13 protein-coding genes are annotated in these 16,694 nt (G+C 69.4%); 5 read left to right on the top strand and 8 right to left on the bottom strand.

What is annotated here, in order from left to right:
• The first annotated feature begins 3 nt into the window (after positions 1-3).
• From ACYVJS_RS09765 to ACYVJS_RS09755, 3 genes are read left to right on the top strand one after another with little or no spacing between them, the layout of a single operon-like run.
• Complete coding sequence (locus tag ACYVJS_RS09765) at positions 4-3,030, top strand: alpha-mannosidase (RefSeq protein WP_460739750.1); 3,027 nt, start codon at positions 4-6, stop codon at positions 3,028-3,030.
• Complete coding sequence (locus tag ACYVJS_RS09760) at positions 3,027-4,124, top strand: aminotransferase class V-fold PLP-dependent enzyme (RefSeq protein WP_460739749.1); 1,098 nt, start codon at positions 3,027-3,029, stop codon at positions 4,122-4,124. The genes ACYVJS_RS09765 and ACYVJS_RS09760 overlap by 4 nt, the downstream gene beginning before the upstream one ends.
• A gap of 36 nt (positions 4,125-4,160) precedes the next feature.
• Positions 4,161-4,841, top strand: a complete 681-nt coding sequence (locus ACYVJS_RS09755) for a FadR/GntR family transcriptional regulator (protein WP_460739748.1) — start codon at positions 4,161-4,163, stop codon at positions 4,839-4,841.
• A gap of 9 nt (positions 4,842-4,850) precedes the next feature.
• Here ACYVJS_RS09755 and ACYVJS_RS09750 read toward each other — a convergent pair whose 3' ends face one another.
• Both ACYVJS_RS09750 and ACYVJS_RS09745 read right to left on the bottom strand, forming a co-directional pair.
• Entirely contained in the window at positions 4,851-5,687 is an 837-nt protein-coding gene (locus ACYVJS_RS09750) for an amidohydrolase family protein (protein WP_460739747.1), read from the bottom strand.
• Position 5,688: 1 nt separating this feature from the next.
• Positions 5,689-6,975, bottom strand: coding sequence for an enolase C-terminal domain-like protein (locus tag ACYVJS_RS09745; RefSeq protein WP_460739746.1), 1,287 nt, complete (start codon positions 6,973-6,975; stop codon positions 5,689-5,691).
• A gap of 127 nt (positions 6,976-7,102) precedes the next feature.
• On the opposite strand from ACYVJS_RS09745, the gene ACYVJS_RS09740 reads away from it, so the two are divergent.
• Together ACYVJS_RS09740 and ACYVJS_RS09735 are read left to right on the top strand one after the other, a co-directional pair.
• The gene (locus tag ACYVJS_RS09740) at positions 7,103-7,978 is read left to right on the top strand and encodes a fumarylacetoacetate hydrolase family protein (protein WP_460739745.1); all 876 of its coding nucleotides are present in this window, start codon (positions 7,103-7,105) and stop codon (positions 7,976-7,978) included.
• Complete coding sequence (locus ACYVJS_RS09735; protein ID WP_460739744.1) at positions 7,971-8,717, top strand: SDR family NAD(P)-dependent oxidoreductase; 747 nt, start codon at positions 7,971-7,973, stop codon at positions 8,715-8,717. Before ACYVJS_RS09740 ends, ACYVJS_RS09735 begins: the two co-directional genes overlap by 8 nt.
• 9 nt (positions 8,718-8,726) lie before the next feature.
• Here the strand turns inward: ACYVJS_RS09735 and ACYVJS_RS09730 are convergent, their stop codons facing one another.
• From ACYVJS_RS09730 to ACYVJS_RS09705, 6 genes are all read right to left on the bottom strand, one after another.
• Positions 8,727-9,893, bottom strand: coding sequence for an ROK family protein (locus ACYVJS_RS09730; protein WP_460739743.1), 1,167 nt, complete (start codon positions 9,891-9,893; stop codon positions 8,727-8,729).
• 74 nt (positions 9,894-9,967) lie between these two features.
• Positions 9,968-11,317, bottom strand: a complete 1,350-nt coding sequence (locus ACYVJS_RS09725; RefSeq protein WP_460739742.1) for an extracellular solute-binding protein — start codon at positions 11,315-11,317, stop codon at positions 9,968-9,970.
• A complete protein-coding gene (locus tag ACYVJS_RS09720; RefSeq protein ID WP_460739741.1) occupies positions 11,314-12,327 on the bottom strand; it encodes an acetylxylan esterase in 1,014 nt (337 codons plus the stop codon). The genes ACYVJS_RS09725 and ACYVJS_RS09720 overlap by 4 nt, the downstream gene beginning before the upstream one ends.
• Positions 12,317-14,710 (bottom strand): glycosyl hydrolase family 95 catalytic domain-containing protein, encoded by a 2,394-nt coding sequence (locus ACYVJS_RS09715; RefSeq protein WP_460739740.1) that lies wholly within the window; start codon positions 14,708-14,710, stop codon positions 12,317-12,319. The genes ACYVJS_RS09720 and ACYVJS_RS09715 overlap by 11 nt, the downstream gene beginning before the upstream one ends.
• The gene (locus ACYVJS_RS09710; protein ID WP_460739739.1) at positions 14,707-15,594 is read right to left on the bottom strand and encodes a carbohydrate ABC transporter permease; all 888 of its coding nucleotides are present in this window, start codon (positions 15,592-15,594) and stop codon (positions 14,707-14,709) included. The genes ACYVJS_RS09715 and ACYVJS_RS09710 overlap by 4 nt, the downstream gene beginning before the upstream one ends.
• Positions 15,594-16,562: a carbohydrate ABC transporter permease gene (locus ACYVJS_RS09705; RefSeq protein ID WP_460739738.1), complete on the bottom strand. Its 969-nt coding sequence runs from the start codon at positions 16,560-16,562 to the stop codon at positions 15,594-15,596. Before ACYVJS_RS09705 ends, ACYVJS_RS09710 begins: the two co-directional genes overlap by 1 nt.
• Positions 16,563-16,694 lie beyond the last annotated feature (132 nt).

Raw genomic sequence — 16,694 nt, 5'->3', positions numbered from 1 at the left:
TCCGTGCACGATGATGCCGACCTGATCCTGTCCCGTCTGTCTCGTGTCCTGCGGGACCGACTGGTTCCCGCACGCGAGCGGGTTCTCGCTCGGCTCACCGTCGATGCCTGGCATGTCTGGGAGCCGGTGCCGCCGGAGCAGGCGCTCGCCGCCGAGTACGCCCCCTTCGAGGTGGGTGATGCCTGGGGTGCCGCCTGGGACACGACATGGTTCCGGCTCACCGGCACCGTGCCGCCGCATCCCGTGACGGGCAGGATCGAGCTCGCCGTCGACCTCGGCTGGCGCACCGACCTCTCCGGGTTCCAGGCGGAAGGACTCGTGTACACCCGCAACGGGCGCGCCGTGAAAGGGCTCAATCCGCTGAATCAATGGATTCCGATCGGGACCACGGAGCTGGAGTTCTACGTGGAGGCCGCGGCCAACCCGATCGTGCTTGACCTCACACACGCTCCGTTCGCTCCGACACCTCTCGGCGAGCGCACGACCGCCGGATCGGAGCCGCTCTACCGTCTCGCGCGCGCCGACATCGTCCAGATCGACGAGCCTGTCGAGCAGCTCGTCGCGGATCTCGAGTTCCTCGGCGAACTCGCGAGCGCCTTGGACGAGGCGAGCACACGCCGCTGGCACATCCTGCGCGCGATCGGGCGCTGCCTGGACGCACTCGATCCTGACGATGTTTCCGGCAGCACCCCCGCAGCCCGGGCAGAGCTGGTGCCCGCCCTCACCGCCGGCGCCACAGCATCCGCGCAGCGCGTGAGTGCAGTGGGCCATGCGCACATCGACTCCGCCTGGCTGTGGCCGACGCGCGAGACCGTGCGCAAGGTCGCCCGGACCGCGGCCAATCAACTCGCCCTCATGGAGGAGGACCCGACACTCGTGTTCGCGATGTCCAGCGCACAGCAGTGGGACTGGCTGCGTCAGGACCGCAACGAGCTGTACGAGCGGCTGCGCGAGCGGGTGACCGAGGGCCGCGTCGTGCCCGTCGGGGGCATGTGGGTGGAATCCGACGTCGTGCTGACCGGCGGCGAGGCGCTCGTGCGCCAGTTCCTCGAGGGCGGGCGTTTCTTCCGGGAGGAGCTCGGCATCCGCAGCCGAGTGGTCTGGCTGCCCGACAGCTTCGGCTATTCCGGGGCCCTGCCGCAGATCGTCCGGCTCGCCGGGTACGAAGGATTCCTCACCCAGAAGATCTCGTGGAACCGCACCAATCGTTTCCCTCACCACAGCTTCGAGTGGGTGGGCATCGACGGGACGAGCGTCTTCACCCACTTCCCGCCCGCCGACACCTACAACGGCGTCCTGACCCCCGGCGAGCTCATCCGCGCGCAGGACGCCTTCCGCGAGAAGGGCGCCGCCTCCCGCCAGCTCCTCCCCTTCGGCCTCGGCGACGGCGGAGGCGGCCCCACGCGTCAGATGCTGCAGCGCGCCCGCCGTGCGCGTGACGCGGAGGGACTGCCGCGGGTCGAGATCGAGAGCCCCGAAGACTTCTTCCGCTGCGCGCAGGCCGAGCTCCCCACGCCGCCGCGCTGGCACGGCGAGCTCTACCTCGAACTGCACCGCGGCACGCTGACCTCACAGGCGGCGATGAAGCGGGGCAACCGCCGCAGCGAGCATCTCCTGCGCGAGGCGGAGCTCTGGTGCACGACGGCGGCGGTGCGCGGCGTAGCCGAGTACCCGAGAGAACGGCTGCGCGAGCTCTGGCGTCGCGTGCTGCTCTACCAGTTCCACGACATCCTCCCGGGCTCGTCGATCGGATGGGTCCACCGCGAGGCTTCGGCCGACTACCAGCGCATCTCCGACGAGCTGGAGGCGATCTCGGACGCAGCGCGCGCCGCACTGACGGGCCCCGGCGATGCTCCGCTCGCCTTCAACCCTCGTCCACATCCCGTCCTCGGGATCCCGGCCGGAGGCGCCGGGACTCCCGCATCCGTCGCCCCCTCCGCGAGCGTCGTCGCCGTGGCGGAGGGAGGCTGGCTCCTGCGCACCGCCGAACTCTCGGTGCGACTCGATGCGGCCGGCACGATCGTGTCGGTGCGTCGACCCGACGGTGCCGAGGCGATCGCACCGGGCGGTCGCGCCGGCCTCCTGCAGTTGCACGACGACAAGCCGGCCGCGTGGGATGCGTGGGACCTCGACGACTATTACCGCAACCGCACCGCCGACATCGACGACGTCGCCGCAGTCGAGCTGGAGGGCGGCACGCCGCACTCACCCGCTGAGACGGCCGCCGTCCGCATCCGTCGCCGCTTCGGCGCCTCCGAGGCCGAACAGATCGTGCGCGTGCACAGCGGCGCGGGGTCGGTCGAGGTGACGACCACGATCGACTGGCGAGAACGGGAGAAGGTGCTCAAACTCGCCTTCCCGGTCGACGTCCACGCGCAGAGCGCACGCTTCGAGACCCAGTTCGGGCACGTCACGCGCGCCATCCACGAGAACACGTCCTGGGACGCGGCGCGGTTCGAGGTCGCCGCGCACCGGTGGGTGCACGTCGGCGAGCCGCGCGGAGTGGCGCTCGCGAACGACACGACCTACGGCCATGACGTGCGCACGGTGCCGCGCCGAGGCGGCGGGCTGGCGAGCGTCATCCGCGCCACGCTGCTGCGCGCGCCGCGGTACCCCGACCCCGAGACGGATCAGGGCCGTCACACCTTCCGGCACGTGCTGGTCCCCGACGCGAGCGTCGCCGACGCGGTGACAGCGGGGTACGACCTCAATCTGCCGCTGCGGTGGAGGGCGGGCGGGCGCGGGGTCGAGCCCGTGGTGCAGGTGGACGGCGATCGCACCGTGCGTATCGAAGCGGTGAAACTCGCGGACGACGGCTCCGGTGACGTGGTCGTGCGGCTGTACGAGAGCGAGGGCACAGGCGGACGTGCCGCGCTGCACAGCCCGGATGCCGGCCGCCTGATCGAGGTCGGCCTGCTCGAGGAACCGCTGGAGGAGATCCCCTTCCGGCGCGACCCCGTACTCGACGAGGATGGAACGGTGACCCTGCGCCCCTTCCAGCTCGTGACCCTGCGACTGCTCCGCGGATGAAGGCCTACACCCAGAGGTTCTCCGAAGCGGAGGGGTACCTCGACTTCGCGTCGTACGGGCCGCCGTCGCGGGATGTCGTCGACACCGTCGCGTCGCTCATGGAGTTCGCCGCACGCGGCGGATCCGCTGCGCAGCTGCACACGCAGGACGCCCGCGCGAGGACGGCGGTCGCCGCCCTCGTCGAACGACCGGCCGACGCGATCGCACTGACCACGAGCACGTCCCAGGGGCTGGCGCAGACCGCATTCGGGATGAGCGGGACGGTGCTGGTGAGCACCGACGAGTTCCCCGCGAACCTCTATCCCTGGTGGCGCGCCGCCGGGGCGGGGCTGCTGCGGGTGGCCGAGCTGCCCCACAGCGGCACGCTCGCACCCGTGACACCCGAGCGGGTCTCAGCCGCGCTGACGCACGAGGTCACCGCGTTGGCGGTCAGCGCGGTCGATTTCCGCACCGGGTACCGAGCGGATCTGGCGGCCCTGCGCGACGTCCTCGGTCCGGACCGCCTGCTGATCGTCGATGGGATCCAGGCCTTCGGCGTCGTGGAGTCGGAGTGGTCGGCGGCCGACGTCCTCGTCGTGGGCGGCCAGAAGTGGCTTCGTGCGGGATGGGGAACCGGATTCGTCGCCCTCTCCCCCCGGGCGCTCGAACGCGTCGCCCCTGTCTTCTCGAGTTGGACGGGCGTCGTGGAACCCGGCGTCTATGATGGCGTGCCGCATACATTGCGAACCGACGCCGCACGGTTCTCCGTGACGAATCTGTCGCCTTTCGCCACCGGCGCCCTGGCGAGCGCGGCCGAGCTGCTCGCCGACACCGGGGCGGGGCGTATCGCGCGTGCGATCGCGGATCGGGTGGATGCGGTGATCGACGCGGTCGACACGGCAGGCCTGGAGCTGCTCTCCCCGCGTGAGTCCGGCGCGCGAAGCGGCATCGTCGTCGCGGGCGGCGACCCGGCCACGACGACGACGGCTGCGGAGCGTCTCGCCGCCGCGGGTATCACGTTCACCCGCCACGGGGCCGGCCGCATCCGTCTCGCACCGCACGCGACGACGACGACCGCGACCCTGGAGCGCGCCGCTCGCGCCCTCGTCGGCTGAACGACGCCGAGCGTGCGTCGGCCGTACGATGAGGCGATGGCCCTCACCGATGCTGCGATCCTCACGATCAAGGAGATGATCCGCACCGGTGAGCTTCGCCCCGGCGATCGCCTGCCTCCGGAGAAGGAGCTCAGTGAGCGCCTCGGGTTGTCGCGCAACTCGCTGCGAGAAGCCGTGAAGGCGCTCGAGGTCATGCGGGTCCTCGATGTCCGCCGCGGCGACGGCACTTACGTGACGAGCCTCGCCCCGGATCTGCTCCTGGATGCCCTGAGTTTCGTCACCGATGTGCAGAACGACGACCGCGCCGTACTGGAGCTGTTCGCGGTGCGCCGGGTCCTGGAGTCCGCCGCCGCGGGGATGGCCGCGGGGCGGATGGACCCGAACGACACCGCCGAGCTGCGCGCGTCGCTCGAGGCTGCGGAGACCTCTGCCGACGTCGAAGCTCTGGTCGCGCACGACCTCGAGTTCCACTCGCGCATCACCCGGGCCGCCGGCAACGGCTATCTCACCGCCCTCCTGGATGCTCTCTCCACCCGCACCGTCCGCGCACGACTCTGGCGCGGGCTCGGAGAGGACCAGGCGATCGAACGGACGCTGCACGAACACGCCGCGCTGCTGGATGCGGTCGAAGCGGGAGATGCCGCCCTCGCGCAATCCCTTGCGGTGGCCCACATCGCCGGGGTCGAGGCGTGGCTGCGCCGCCGTTCGGACGGATGAGACTCTCGATCAACGGAGGCGATACACCCGGGAGGCCGTCCGACGGCGAACCGCATCCCGTTCCGCCGGCGCCAGCTCGTCGATCAATGACATGAGCACCGCGAAGGTCGGAGCGTAGCCGCCCTCCGGCACGGTCACGGGCCAATCGCTGCCCCACATCATGCGTTCCGGCCCGAACGCCTCGAGCGTCGTCTCCCACACCTCGCGCAGTGCGCCGACGGAGTACGCCGCGCCGGGCGCACGCAGCCCCGAGACCTTCGCCACGGTGTTCGGCCGCGAGGCCGCGCGGCGAAACTCCGCACGCCAGTCATCGAAATCCTCGCGCCCACGCGGCGGCTTCGCGAGGTGGTCGATCACGATCACCAGATCCGCGACATCGTCGGCGATGTCGACGGTCTGCCCGAGATGGTGCGGCCAGGCGTTGGGCACGTCGAAGGCGAGACCCGCCTGGGCGAGCAGGCGCAGGGAGCGACGCACAGTCGGCAGGTCGAGAAAGCCCCGCCTCGGGTCGTCGTGCACCAGATGGCGCACGCCGCAGAAGGCGGGGTGCAGGCGCAGCTCGGCCAGTCGGCGCTCGGCGCGCTCGGGATCGTCCAGCGGCAGCCAACCGACGACACCCGCCACCCAGGTGTGCACGTCGGCGACGGCGAGCATCGCATCCGTGTCGGCATCGGTATCGTCCGCCTGCACCAGTACCGCGCCCGTCACCGCGGCGGCACGCAGTTCCTGCTCCGCCATCGCCGCGTCGAAGGTGGCGTACAGCGGCCCCGCCTCCGGCGTCAGCCAGCCGTATCCCCCAGACCCGATGTCCCAGAGGTGCAGGTGGGCATCGATCAGCGCGGTCACGTCATCTCTCCGTTTCGAACGCGTAGGCGCGACGGCTGTCCGCGCGCATCTCGGCGCCGGACCCGGGGTCCGTCGGCGGCCAGTATCTCCCGTCACGCACGTCGACGGGCACAACGAAGTGCTCGTGCAGGTGGTCGACATACTCGATCATCCTGTCCGCGACGGTGCCGCTGACGGCGATCGCGTCGAAGAAGGACAGGTGCTGGACGCGTTCGCACAGGCCGACACCGCCGGCATGCGGGCACACCGGCACCCCCGCCCGCGCGGCAAGCAGAAGCATGGCGATGTTCTCGTTCACCCCGGCCACGCGGCTCGCGTCGATCTGCAGCACCTGCAGAGCACCCGATGCGAGGAACTGTTTGGCCATGATGCGATTCGCCATGTGCTCGCCGGTCGCCACCGGCGTCGGGGCGATCGCACGAGCGATGGCCGCATGCCCCATGATGTCGTCCGGGTGCGTCGGCTCCTCGACCCAGGCCAGGTCGAAGTGCGCGAGTTCGCCGATGCGCGCGATGGCCTCCGGTACGTCCCAGCGCTGGTTCGCATCGACGGCCAGACGCACCTGCGGACCGATGGCCTGCCGCGCCACACCCAGCCGGCGCACGTCGTCATCCGCGTTCCCGCCCACCTTGAGCTTGATCTGAGCGAAGCCGGCGGCGACCGCTTCGCGACACAGCCGTGCGAGCTTCTCGTCGCTGTAGCCGAGCCATCCCGGCGACGTCGTATAGGCGGGATATCCGGTGGTGAGAAGGGCGCGCTCGCGCTCGGCCCGGCCGGGAGCGGCCGCGCGGAGGATCTCCAGCGCGTCCCGCTCGGTGAGGGCATCGCCGAGGTGACGGAAGTCGACCGCCTCGACGAGCTCCTCCGGGCTCATCCGCGCGAGCAGTTGCCAGAGCGGGACGCCCGCACGCTTGGCTTTGAGGTCCCAAAGAGCATCGACAACGGCGCCGATGGCCATGTGCATGACCCCCTTCTCGGGCCCGAGCCAACGCAGTTGAGAGTCGTCCACGAAGGCGCGCGCCGTGGACCCCATCCTCGCGAGCAGCGGCTCGAGCTCGCATCCGACCAGGCGGTCGGCGAGCGCAGCGATCGCAGCAGTCTGCACGTCGTTGCCCCGACCGATCGTGAAGACGAATCCGTGCCCCTCCATCCCGTCCGCGGCATCCGTGAGGATCCTCACGTACGCCGCCGAATAGTCGGGGTCGGGATTCATCGCATCGGACCCGTCGAGCAGGGTCGACGTCGGGAATCGAATGTCGCTGGTCTCCAGACCGACGATCGTGCTCATGTGACCTCCTTTGGCGCACCTCAGTCTAGACATAGGATGTTTAGACATGCAATTGTGGCCCAGGGCAGAAAGATTGCCTATTTCGGAGTTAGAGTTCCTATGTTTCATGATCGAGAGGAGTCCCCACATGAGACTTGTCCGACTGGGCGACATCGGATCGGAGCGCCCTGCGCTTCTCGAGGACGGCCGCTACTTCGACCTGTCAGGGGTGACCGCCGAGATCGACGGAAAGTTCTTCGCCACCCGCGGCCCCGACCGCGTGCGCGCGGCCCTCGAGAGCGGCCAGCTGACCGAGATCGATCCGGCGGGGCTTCGCATCGGCTCGCCCATCGCCCGTCCCGGAGCGATCCTGTGCATCGGCATGAACTATGCGGCTCACGCGGCAGAGTCGGGGTCCGCGCCGCCGGAGGTGCCCATCGTCTTTCTGAAGACTCCCCAGACGGTCGTCGGTCCCGACGATGTCGCTCGCATTCCCCGCGGAAGCACGAAGACCGACTGGGAGGTCGAGCTCGGCGTCGTCATCGGCACACGCGTCTCGTATCTCGACAGCCCCGAGGAGAGCCTCGCCCACGTCGCCGGGTTCGTGCTCGCGAACGATCTGTCCGAACGCACCTGGCAGTTGGAGATCTCGGGCGGTCAGTGGTCGAAGGGTAAGAACGCGCCCGGGTTCTCGCCGTTAGGCCCGTGGCTGGTGACCCCCGACGAGATCGACCACCGCAATCTGCGACTGCGCAGCTGGGTCAACGGCGAGCCTCGTCAGGACTCGCGGACATCGGATCTCATCTTCAGCGTGGAGGAGATCATCTTCCAGCTCAGCCAGTACATGGAGCTCGAACCCGGGGATCTCATCCTCACCGGCACACCCGAGGGCGTCGCGCTCTCCGGACGTTTCCCCTATCTGCGGGCCGGGGATGTCTGCGAACTGGAGATCGAGGGACTCGGCCGCCAGCGACAGCGTTTCGTCGATGCGAAAGCGGGAGCGTCAGGAGACGGGCATGAGTGAGTTCGCGGGGCTGGTGGCCCTCGTCACCGGGGGCGCCTCGGGCATCGGCGCAGCGATCGCGGCGCGTCTGAGAGACGGCTCCGCCACCGTCGTCGCCCTCGACCGCGTCGCGACGTCCGCCCCGGGCATCACGGCAGTGATCGCCGATGTCACCGACGATGAGAGCGTCCGCACCGCCGTCGATGAGACCATCACGCGCTTCGGGCGGCTGGACATCGTGGTCAACAACGCGGGGATCGGCGCTGTCGGCACGGTCGCCGACAACACCGACGAGGAGTGGCACCGCGTCTACGACGTCAACGTGGTGGGCATGGTGCGTGTGACCCGGGCCGCGCTGCCGCATCTGCGCAGGTCGCCCGCGGCGGCGGTGGTCAACACCGCATCCATCGCCGCGACCGCGGGACTTCCCGCTCGAGCGCTCTACTCCGCAACGAAAGGCGCGGTTGCCGCCCTCACCCGCGCGATGGCCGCGGATCACCTTCGTGAGGGCGTCCGCATCAACTGCGTCAATCCCGGAACCGCCGATACTCCGTGGGTCCAACGACTGTTGGATGCCGCGGCCGACCCCACAGGCGAGCGCGCAGCGCTGGAGGCCCGCCAGCCGCACGGCCGGCTCGTGAGCGCGGAAGAGGTGGCGGAGGCGGTGGCCTACCTCGCCAGCCCGCGCGCGGGTTCGACCACCGGAGCCTCGATCGCAGTGGACGGCGGGATGCAGAACCTGCGTCTGCGCCCGGCCTGACGGCGGGCGTCAGCCCACGAGCTCGCGCACGGCGGCCGCAGCGGCGCCGCGAGCCCAGTCTTCGAAAGTGTGCGGCCGCGTGACGATGCGGCAATCGGCGGCGGCGCCGAATGCGTGCGCCTGGAACGCGTCGTGCAGGCTCTTCTCGAAGAGGTCGAAGTTCGACACGCCCTCACCGCCGATGATGACCAGCTCGGGCCCGGTGAGGTTCACGAGGCTCGCGATCGCCGTGCCGGTCAGCTCGGCCGCCTCGCGGAAGGCTCCGGCGGCAGCCTCATCGCCGGCGTGGGCGAGCGCCACGGCCTCCTCGATGCCGACAGTGCGGCCATGGGCAGCTGACACGGTGACCTCGATCGCCCCCGTCCCAGCCACGGCCTCCACGCAGCCTCGCCTTCCGCACGGACAGATTCGGTCGCGCGAGGCCAGGGGAAGATGACCGATCTCGCCCGCCACGCCGAAGGCACCCTCGACGACCTCGCCGTTCAGATGCAGGCCGCTGCCGATCCCTCGCCCGATCGTCACGATGGCGAACGAGTCGGTGCCCAGGCCCACCCCGAACCAGTGCTCGCCGATCGTCAGTGCGCGCACGTCGTTCTCGACGATCACGGTGAGCCCCAGCCTCTCGGCGAGGAATTCACCGATCGGCACGGCGGTCCATCCCATGATGCCCGACTCACGCACCACTCCCGTTGCGGAGTCGACGTCGCCGGACACCGCGACGCCCACGCTCGCGATCGAGGCGGCGCGCTCTGCCAGAACCTGCTGGAGCTCCCCGACGACCGCCGCGATCCCAGCCACGACGGTCTCGGGATCGTGCGCGGCGAGAGGGCGACGCTCGGAGGCGATCACGCGCGTCGTGAGGTCGGTGGCGACCGCGATCAGCTCGTCGACGTTCACTTTCACCCCGATGAGCGCGATGGCGTCGGGGATCACGGCGACCGGGCTCGCCGGTCGCCCGGGGCTGCCCTGGCGGTTCGAGCCGAGCGTCACATCGACCAGACCCGCACCGACCAGAGGGGAGACGGCCTTGGTGACGGCGGCCTGAGAGAGGCCCGTCAGTCGTGCGATATCGATCCGGCTGATCGGGCTGCGCGTGAGGATCGTGGCGAAGACCTGCGACGCCGCATCCGACGCCGATCGCAGCAGACGGGTGCGAGTGGCGGTGTCGTGGTTCATAGAAGTCCTTGCGGGATGGAGATCACGGTAGCGCTCCCGGGTGGGACGGACGGTCCCGCCCCACCCGGGCCGGCTCAGTCGGCGAGGATCTCCGCCGACTTCTCCGTCATCTGCGTGAAGACCTCGTTGCCCACCTCATCGGTGAAATACGCCTCGATGAGCGGCTGGAGCACCGAGACGAGCTCGCTGCCGTTCACGGTCGGCGGCGCTGCGTAGAGCTGCCCGTCCTCGAGCGCCGTGATGAAGGTCGACATATCGACGCCCTGCTCCGCCTGCGCGGCGACGGATGCGTCCAGCGACGCGGCGATGGAGGGCAGGAACGTGCCGTCGGCACCGGCGAGCGTCTGGCACTGCTCCGATCCCATGTGCATGACCCACTTCCAGGTCTCCTCGGGATGCTTGGTTCCGGAGTAGATGTTGTTCGCGTTGGAGTTGGAGATCATCATGCGTCCCTGGGGTCCCTCGACCGTCGGTGCGATGCCGATCTTCATCCCGGGGAGCTTCGATGCGGGTGTGGCATCCCATGTGCCGCCCTGGAACATCGCGACAGAGCCGGAGCCGATCTGCTCCAGGTTCGACACGCTGAACTGACCGAACTTCGGCATCAACCCGCGCTCACCGAGCTGGCGCACGTAGCCGAGCGTCGCGACGAGGTCGGGATCGTCGAAGGGCAGCACGGTCGGCCATGCAGTCGCGTCGCCGCCGAGTCGCCAGCCGAGGGTCGATACGAACGGGTTCCAGGAGGTCTGGCCGTTGAAGTCGGAGGACGCGAGCGAACCGATGCCGTAGGTCGCCACGTTCTTCGGGTCGAAGCCAGCCTCATCGCCGCGCACGCCGTTCTTGTCCACGGTGAGGTGGCTGACGATCTTGTCGAACGTGCCGCCGTCATCGGGGTTCCAGGTCATCGTCTGGATGTCCTCGGGTGTGTAGCCCGCCTCGGCGACCTTCGCCTCGTCGAAGTAGATCGCCGCCCCGGCCCAGTCCAGCGGAATGCCGTACTGCTTGCCGTCGGTGAAGACCCAGGAGTCCATCCCGATGTCGAAGATCGACGTGTCGTAGTCGGACTCGGCGATGAGGTCGTCGAGCGCCATGATCTGGCCCTGGCCGGCGTACTCGCCCAGCTGCGGGACGCTGTTCTGGAAGGCGTCCGGGGCAGTACCGGAGACGAACCCGGTCGTGAGCTTGGTGAAGTAGTCGTCCACCGCGTACTGCGAGATTTCGACCTTGATGCCGGGGTTGGCCTCTTCGAAAGCGGGGATGCACTTGCGGTAGGAGGCGGCCTGCGTGTCGCTCCACGTCCACCAGTTGACCGTCACGCCACCGTCGGAGCCCCCGTCGGAGCCGCCCGACGAGCAGGCGGAGAGCGCGGCCGCGGCCACGCCGGCGGTCACGAGGACCGCAATGGTTCTGCGCTGTCTGTTCATGTGTTCCTCACTCGGTGATCCGGACTGCCTTCGTCGGCGCCCGGGTGTGGGTTGTGGTGGGTCTGTGTCGCGGCGAGCGTGGCCGCGACGAATTCGAGGGCGTTCTCGTCATCGAGCTCACCGCCTGCCTCGTGGCCGTTGTATGGCCACAGCACGCACTGCGACGGGCCGCCATAGGCGGTGAACGCGGGCAACACGGTCGCGGGCGGCGTCATGTCGTCGGAGAGGCCGGTGCTCAGCAACGCGGGAGCGCTCGCTCGTTTCGCGTGGTTGACACCGTCGACGTAGCGCAGCGTGTCCAGCGCCGCCTCTGCGTCCAACGGCCGGGACGCGAAGTGCTCGCGCAGCAGCGCGTACGGCAGCCGTTCGGTCGAACCCGCGGCCAGGTTCAGTTCGCAGAGGAAGGGTGCCTGGATGACGGCGAAGGCCAGATCCGGGATGAGCCCGCACATCGCGAGGGCGATGCCCCCGCCCTGGCTCGCACCCACCACGCCGACGGCCCGAGGGTCGACCGCGGGCAGTTGCCGCAGCGCCGCCACGGCGCGCACCGCATCGACGAAGACGCGTCGGTAGTAGTAGTCCCGGGGCGAGCCGAGGCCGCGGGTCAGGTAGCTGCCGGCCGAGGGATCGCCGGCGTGGGGATCGGCCGTGTCGCCGTGGCCCTGACCGCGTGCGTCCACCGCGAGGTGCGCATATCCCGCCGCAGCCCATCGCAGGTCCCGTAGCGCGTGACCGCGCCCGTTGCCGTATCCGAAGAACTGGACGACACCCGCCAGGGGCGCGGTCGCCGCACGCGGTACCCGAAGCCATGCCCGCACCGGATCGCCGCCGAAGCCGCGGAAGGTGACGTCGAACACGTCGATCACGGTGAGCGAGGTCGGATGCGGCACCACCCGTACATCCAGCGGGTACGCGTCGGCCTCGGCCAGCGTGGAACTCCAGAACTCGTCGAAGTCCTCGGGTTCGGTCTGGGTCGTGGGGACGTCGACGACCGTGAACTCACCGCGCATCGATCGCCTCCGACCTCAGGAAAAGCGCCGCATCCACCTCGACGCCCACGCCGGCGGGCAGCGCGACGGAGACGCGGATGTCGCCGTGGCGAACGACGACATCGACGGCGCGCACGCACCGGAGGCGGACCCCGACGGGTCGACTCTCCCGCCAGGCCAGATCGATCTCGACGCCGCCGCGCAGGCGGAGTCCGCGCACGCTCCCCCTGTCCCATGCCGCAGGAAGAGCGGGAAGGAGGTGGATCTGTCCGGTGTGCGATTGGACCAACATCTCCGCGATCGCTGCGGGAAAGCCCAGGTTGCCGTCGATTTGGAAGGGCGGATGCGTGCTGAACAGGTTGGGCAGCAGCCCGCCCCACTCCGAGCCGTCGACGGGTCCGTGCCGTCGCACATCGCCTCGATAGGGCTGGAACGCCTCCCCGAGCAACTCTGCCGCGTGCTCGCCGTCGCCGAGACGCGCGCGCAGCGCCGTCTTCCAGGCCCACGACCATCCCATGGCGCCCGGCCCCCTCGCCTCGAGCGAGCGACGTGCCGCCTGCGCCAGTCGGGGCGTCGCCTCGGGCGTGATGGTGTCGAGCGGGTAGAGCCCGACCAGGTGCGAGAGATGGCGATGGGCCGGCTCGTTCTCCACCACCTCCCCTGCCCATTCGCGCACACGACCGTCGGCGTCGATCTCCACCGGCAGAAGCCTCGGGAGCGCCGCGCGGATCTCCGCGCGCAGCGGATCGGCGGGATCCACGACAGCGAGCGCATCCTCCGTGCGCTGTAGCAGCGCGCCGATCAGTGAAAGATCACTGGTCGCCGACAGGCCCAGCGGGGTCGGAGCCCCGTCGGGGCCGACGAAGGAGTTCTCCGGCGACGTGGACGGCGAGGTGCGCAAAGCGCCGTCCGCGTCGGCGACCAGCCAGTCGAGACAGAACTCCGCCGACCCGCGCATCAGCGGCAGGATGCGGGTGCGCAGCAGGTCGTCGTCTCCCGACGTCGCCCACAGTTCCCACAGGCTGTGGCACAGCCACACGCCCCCCATCATCCAGATCGCCCAGCTGGCGGCGCCCCGACCGCGCCCGACGGGTAGCGCCCACCCCCAGAGGTCGCTGTTGTGATGGGCGACCCATCCCCGCGCGCCGTACAGCTCGCGGGCGACGTCGGCGCCGTGGCTCGCAAGACGCTCCACCATCGAGATCAGCGGTTCCGCGGGGTCGTCGAGGCCCAGCAACCCCGCGGCCCAGTAGTTCATCTGCGTGTTGATGTTGATCGTGTAGTTCGAGGACCAGGCCGGCCGCGCCTCGGCGTTCCAGATGCCCTGGAGATTGGCCGCGGGCGCGCCGGCCCGCGAGGCGGAGCACAGCAGGTACCGGCCGTACTCGGCCATCATCGTCGCAGCGAGCTGCGGATCGCGCAGCAGGTCCTCCGCATCCCATCGCCCCTCTCGCACGTCGCCGATGGCGAACCGTGCCCGCGACAGCGCGCGGCGATCCAGGACGTGCTCGGACAGCACGTCGCGGACCTCGCGCACCACGGCGTCGCGCGCCAGCTCGCGGGCACGGTCCCGGATCTCCTCGGTGGAGATCCGCCTCTCCTCTCCCGTCCCGGCCCACCACGACGCGGCACGGGAGGCGGTGGAGAGGGTGATCAGGATGCGGCGAGCGCCGACGATGCGCAGCTGAGCATCGCCCGCGGTCACCGCGCCGTCGGTGCGCACGGCGGTTTCGATGGCTGCCGCACCGTCCCAGGCATCGCCCACGTTCGGGTATCTGTGTGCGGGCAGGTCCGGCTCATGCAGCGGCGGACCGTCGACGGGCACGACGACCTCGAGGCCGATGCCCTCGGTCGTGATGCTCCGCGCTCGCTCGACGAGCGCCGTGGCGAGGGAGACCGTCATCGTGACAGGAGCGTCGGCGACGATCTCGACGACGAGCGCCTGCGCCGGAGCGGACACCCAGGACCGACGAGTGACGTCGATCCCATCCACTCGCAGCTGCTCGCTCAGGACGGCGTCGTCGAGGTCGAGCACCCGCGCCGGGACGATGCTCTCGGTGCGGCCCTCCGACGTGAGCACGAGCTCGGCGAAGGGCAGGAACTCCTGCGAGTAGGCACCCTCGAACGTCAGCAGGAGCCGCTCCGCCTCGCGCACCTCCCCGCGCTCCAGCAGGTCGCGCACCTGCGCCAGTCGAACCGGCCCCGCCCCGCCCGCGAGCACCTCGCCGAGCGCCACGGAGGGCCCCTGCGGGGATCCCGACCATACCGTCGCGTCGTTGATGGCGAAGCGGGCGGCGCCTCCGCCGAACGCCATCACTCCGATGCGGCCGTTGCCCAGAGGGGTCGCCTCTTCCCACAGGCGAGCGGGGGCGGGCCAGCTGAGCTGCAGAGTGTCCGCGCTCACTTGAGCCCCGTGAATCCGATGGAGTTGACGATGCGGCGTCCGAAGACCATGAACAGCACGAGCATCGGCAGGGCGGCCACGAGCGTCGCCGCCATGAGCCCCGCCCAGTCCGGCTGCGCCTGCGGCGAGGACTGCTTGAACACGGCGAGCGCGAGGGTCAGCGGCTGCACACTCGCGTCGCTGGTCACCAGCAAGGGCCAGAAGTAGTCGTTCCACATCCCGATGAAGCCGAGGATGAACAGCGTGATGATGGGGCCGCTGGTCATGGGCAGAGTGATCCCGAACAGGATGCGGACACGCCCGGCACCGTCCAGCAACGCCGCTTCCTCCGTCTCCGTCGACAACCCCAGCATGAACTGGCGCAGGAAGAAGATGTTGAAGGCGGAGAACAGGGCCCCCGGCAGGATCATGCCCGCGAAGGTGTTGAGCAGACCCAGCTCCTTCACCAGCACGAAGTTGGGAAGCAGGGTGAGGATGCCGGGCACCATCAGCGCGGCGAGGAAGAGCGAGAACACGAGTTCGCGGCCGCGCCACTGCAGTCGCGCGAAGGCATAGGCCGCCAGCAGCGAGAACAGCACGATCAGCGTGGTGGACACGGTGGCGTAGATGACCGAGTTGAGGATGTAGCGGCCCAACTCGATAGAGGCGCCCGACCCCCCTTCGGCGACCGCCTCCTCCGCGGTGGCGAGGCCGAGAACACGGCGGAAGGGTCCCCACGTGAAATCGACGGGCACCGGGGATGCTGGATCGGTCAGCAGGGCGTAGTTGTTGCTGAGCGCGGTGCGCAGGATCCAGTAGAACGGGAAGACGGTGACGAAGATGACGCCGATGAGGTAGATCCAGGCGATCAGCCGACCCACGCTGAGACGGTGCAGGGTGCGCATCAGGAGTTGTCCGATTCGTTCGCGCGGAGAAGCCGCATCTGCAAGAAGGTGATGACGATGAGGATGGCGAACAGGGCCATCGACATCGCCGACGCGTACCCGAAGTCGAACTGCCCGAAGGCCTTGTCGTAGATGTACATCTGAAGCACGTTCGATGCGTTGGCCGGGCCGCCCTTGGTGGTGACCGCGATGATGTCGAAGATCTGGAATGCACCGATCACATTCAGCACCAGCACGAGCGCGATGATGGGGCGCAGCAGCGGCAGCGTGAGTCGGAAGAACATCTGGGTCTCGCTCGCGCCGTCGATCCGACCCGCCTCGTAGATCTGAGGCGGGATCGTCTGCAGCCCCGCGAAGATGATGATCGAGGTGTAGCCCATGTTCTTCCAGACATGGATGAGGGCGAGCGACGGGATCGCGAGGGCGCGCGAGCTGAGCCACTGCTGAGCGTCGCCGCCCAGACCCTCGATGACGATGTTCACGATGCCCAGCTGCGTGTCGAGCATCCAGGACCACACCGTGGCGGCCACGACTCCCGAGATGAGGAAGGGCAGGATGATGAGCCCCCGGATGACGGTGGAGCGCGTGAGCCGGTGCAGGACCGCCGCCGTCAGCACCGAGACGATCATCGTCATCGACACCGCCGCCACGACGAAGTAGGCGGTGACGCTGAGGGAAGCCCAGAACACGTCGTCGCCGATCAGCTCGACATAGTTGTCGAGCCCGATCCACGTCGGTGGGGTCAGAACGCGGAACTCGGTGAAGCTCAAGTAGATCCCACGGACCGTGGGATAGACCGCGAAGACGAGGAACCCGACCAGCGCGGGCGCGATGAGCACCCATGCGAGACGGGCGTCTCCGCGGTGGGAGGGGGCACCGGCGTTGAGCGGCCGGCGCGGGGCCCTACGCCGGCGCGGCTTCTCCGGCGGCGCGTCGGGCGCTGCCGTTTCGACTTCCAAGAGCGACATCGATCTTCCTGTTCCGCGCCGAACGACCGCGTTGGGCGCGCTGTGGGGGATGCGCGATCCGCCGGTCGTGATCCGGCGGCCGTGCTTGCAGCGTCAGAGTAAACATGGTTTATTGACGCTGTCAAGAAACCC

It is taken from the genome of Microbacterium neimengense (assembly GCF_054782995.1).
This window is presented reverse-complemented; position numbering and strand designations above follow the sequence as displayed.

Coding starts and splice junctions, on each gene's coding strand:
- ACYVJS_RS09760 (WP_460739749.1), top strand. CDS start 3,027: ATGAAGGCCTACACCCAGAGGTTCTCCGAAGCGGAGGGGTACCTCGAC.
- ACYVJS_RS09755 (WP_460739748.1), top strand. CDS start 4,161: ATGGCCCTCACCGATGCTGCGATCCTCACGATCAAGGAGATGATCCGC.
- ACYVJS_RS09745 (WP_460739746.1), bottom strand. CDS start 6,975: ATGAGCACGATCGTCGGTCTGGAGACCAGCGACATTCGATTCCCGACG.
- ACYVJS_RS09740 (WP_460739745.1), top strand. CDS start 7,103: ATGAGACTTGTCCGACTGGGCGACATCGGATCGGAGCGCCCTGCGCTT.
- ACYVJS_RS09735 (WP_460739744.1), top strand. CDS start 7,971: ATGAGTGAGTTCGCGGGGCTGGTGGCCCTCGTCACCGGGGGCGCCTCG.
- ACYVJS_RS09730 (WP_460739743.1), bottom strand. CDS start 9,893: ATGAACCACGACACCGCCACTCGCACCCGTCTGCTGCGATCGGCGTCG.
- ACYVJS_RS09725 (WP_460739742.1), bottom strand. CDS start 11,317: ATGAACAGACAGCGCAGAACCATTGCGGTCCTCGTGACCGCCGGCGTG.
- ACYVJS_RS09720 (WP_460739741.1), bottom strand. CDS start 12,327: ATGCGCGGTGAGTTCACGGTCGTCGACGTCCCCACGACCCAGACCGAA.
- ACYVJS_RS09710 (WP_460739739.1), bottom strand. CDS start 15,594: ATGCGCACCCTGCACCGTCTCAGCGTGGGTCGGCTGATCGCCTGGATC.
- ACYVJS_RS09705 (WP_460739738.1), bottom strand. CDS start 16,562: ATGTCGCTCTTGGAAGTCGAAACGGCAGCGCCCGACGCGCCGCCGGAG.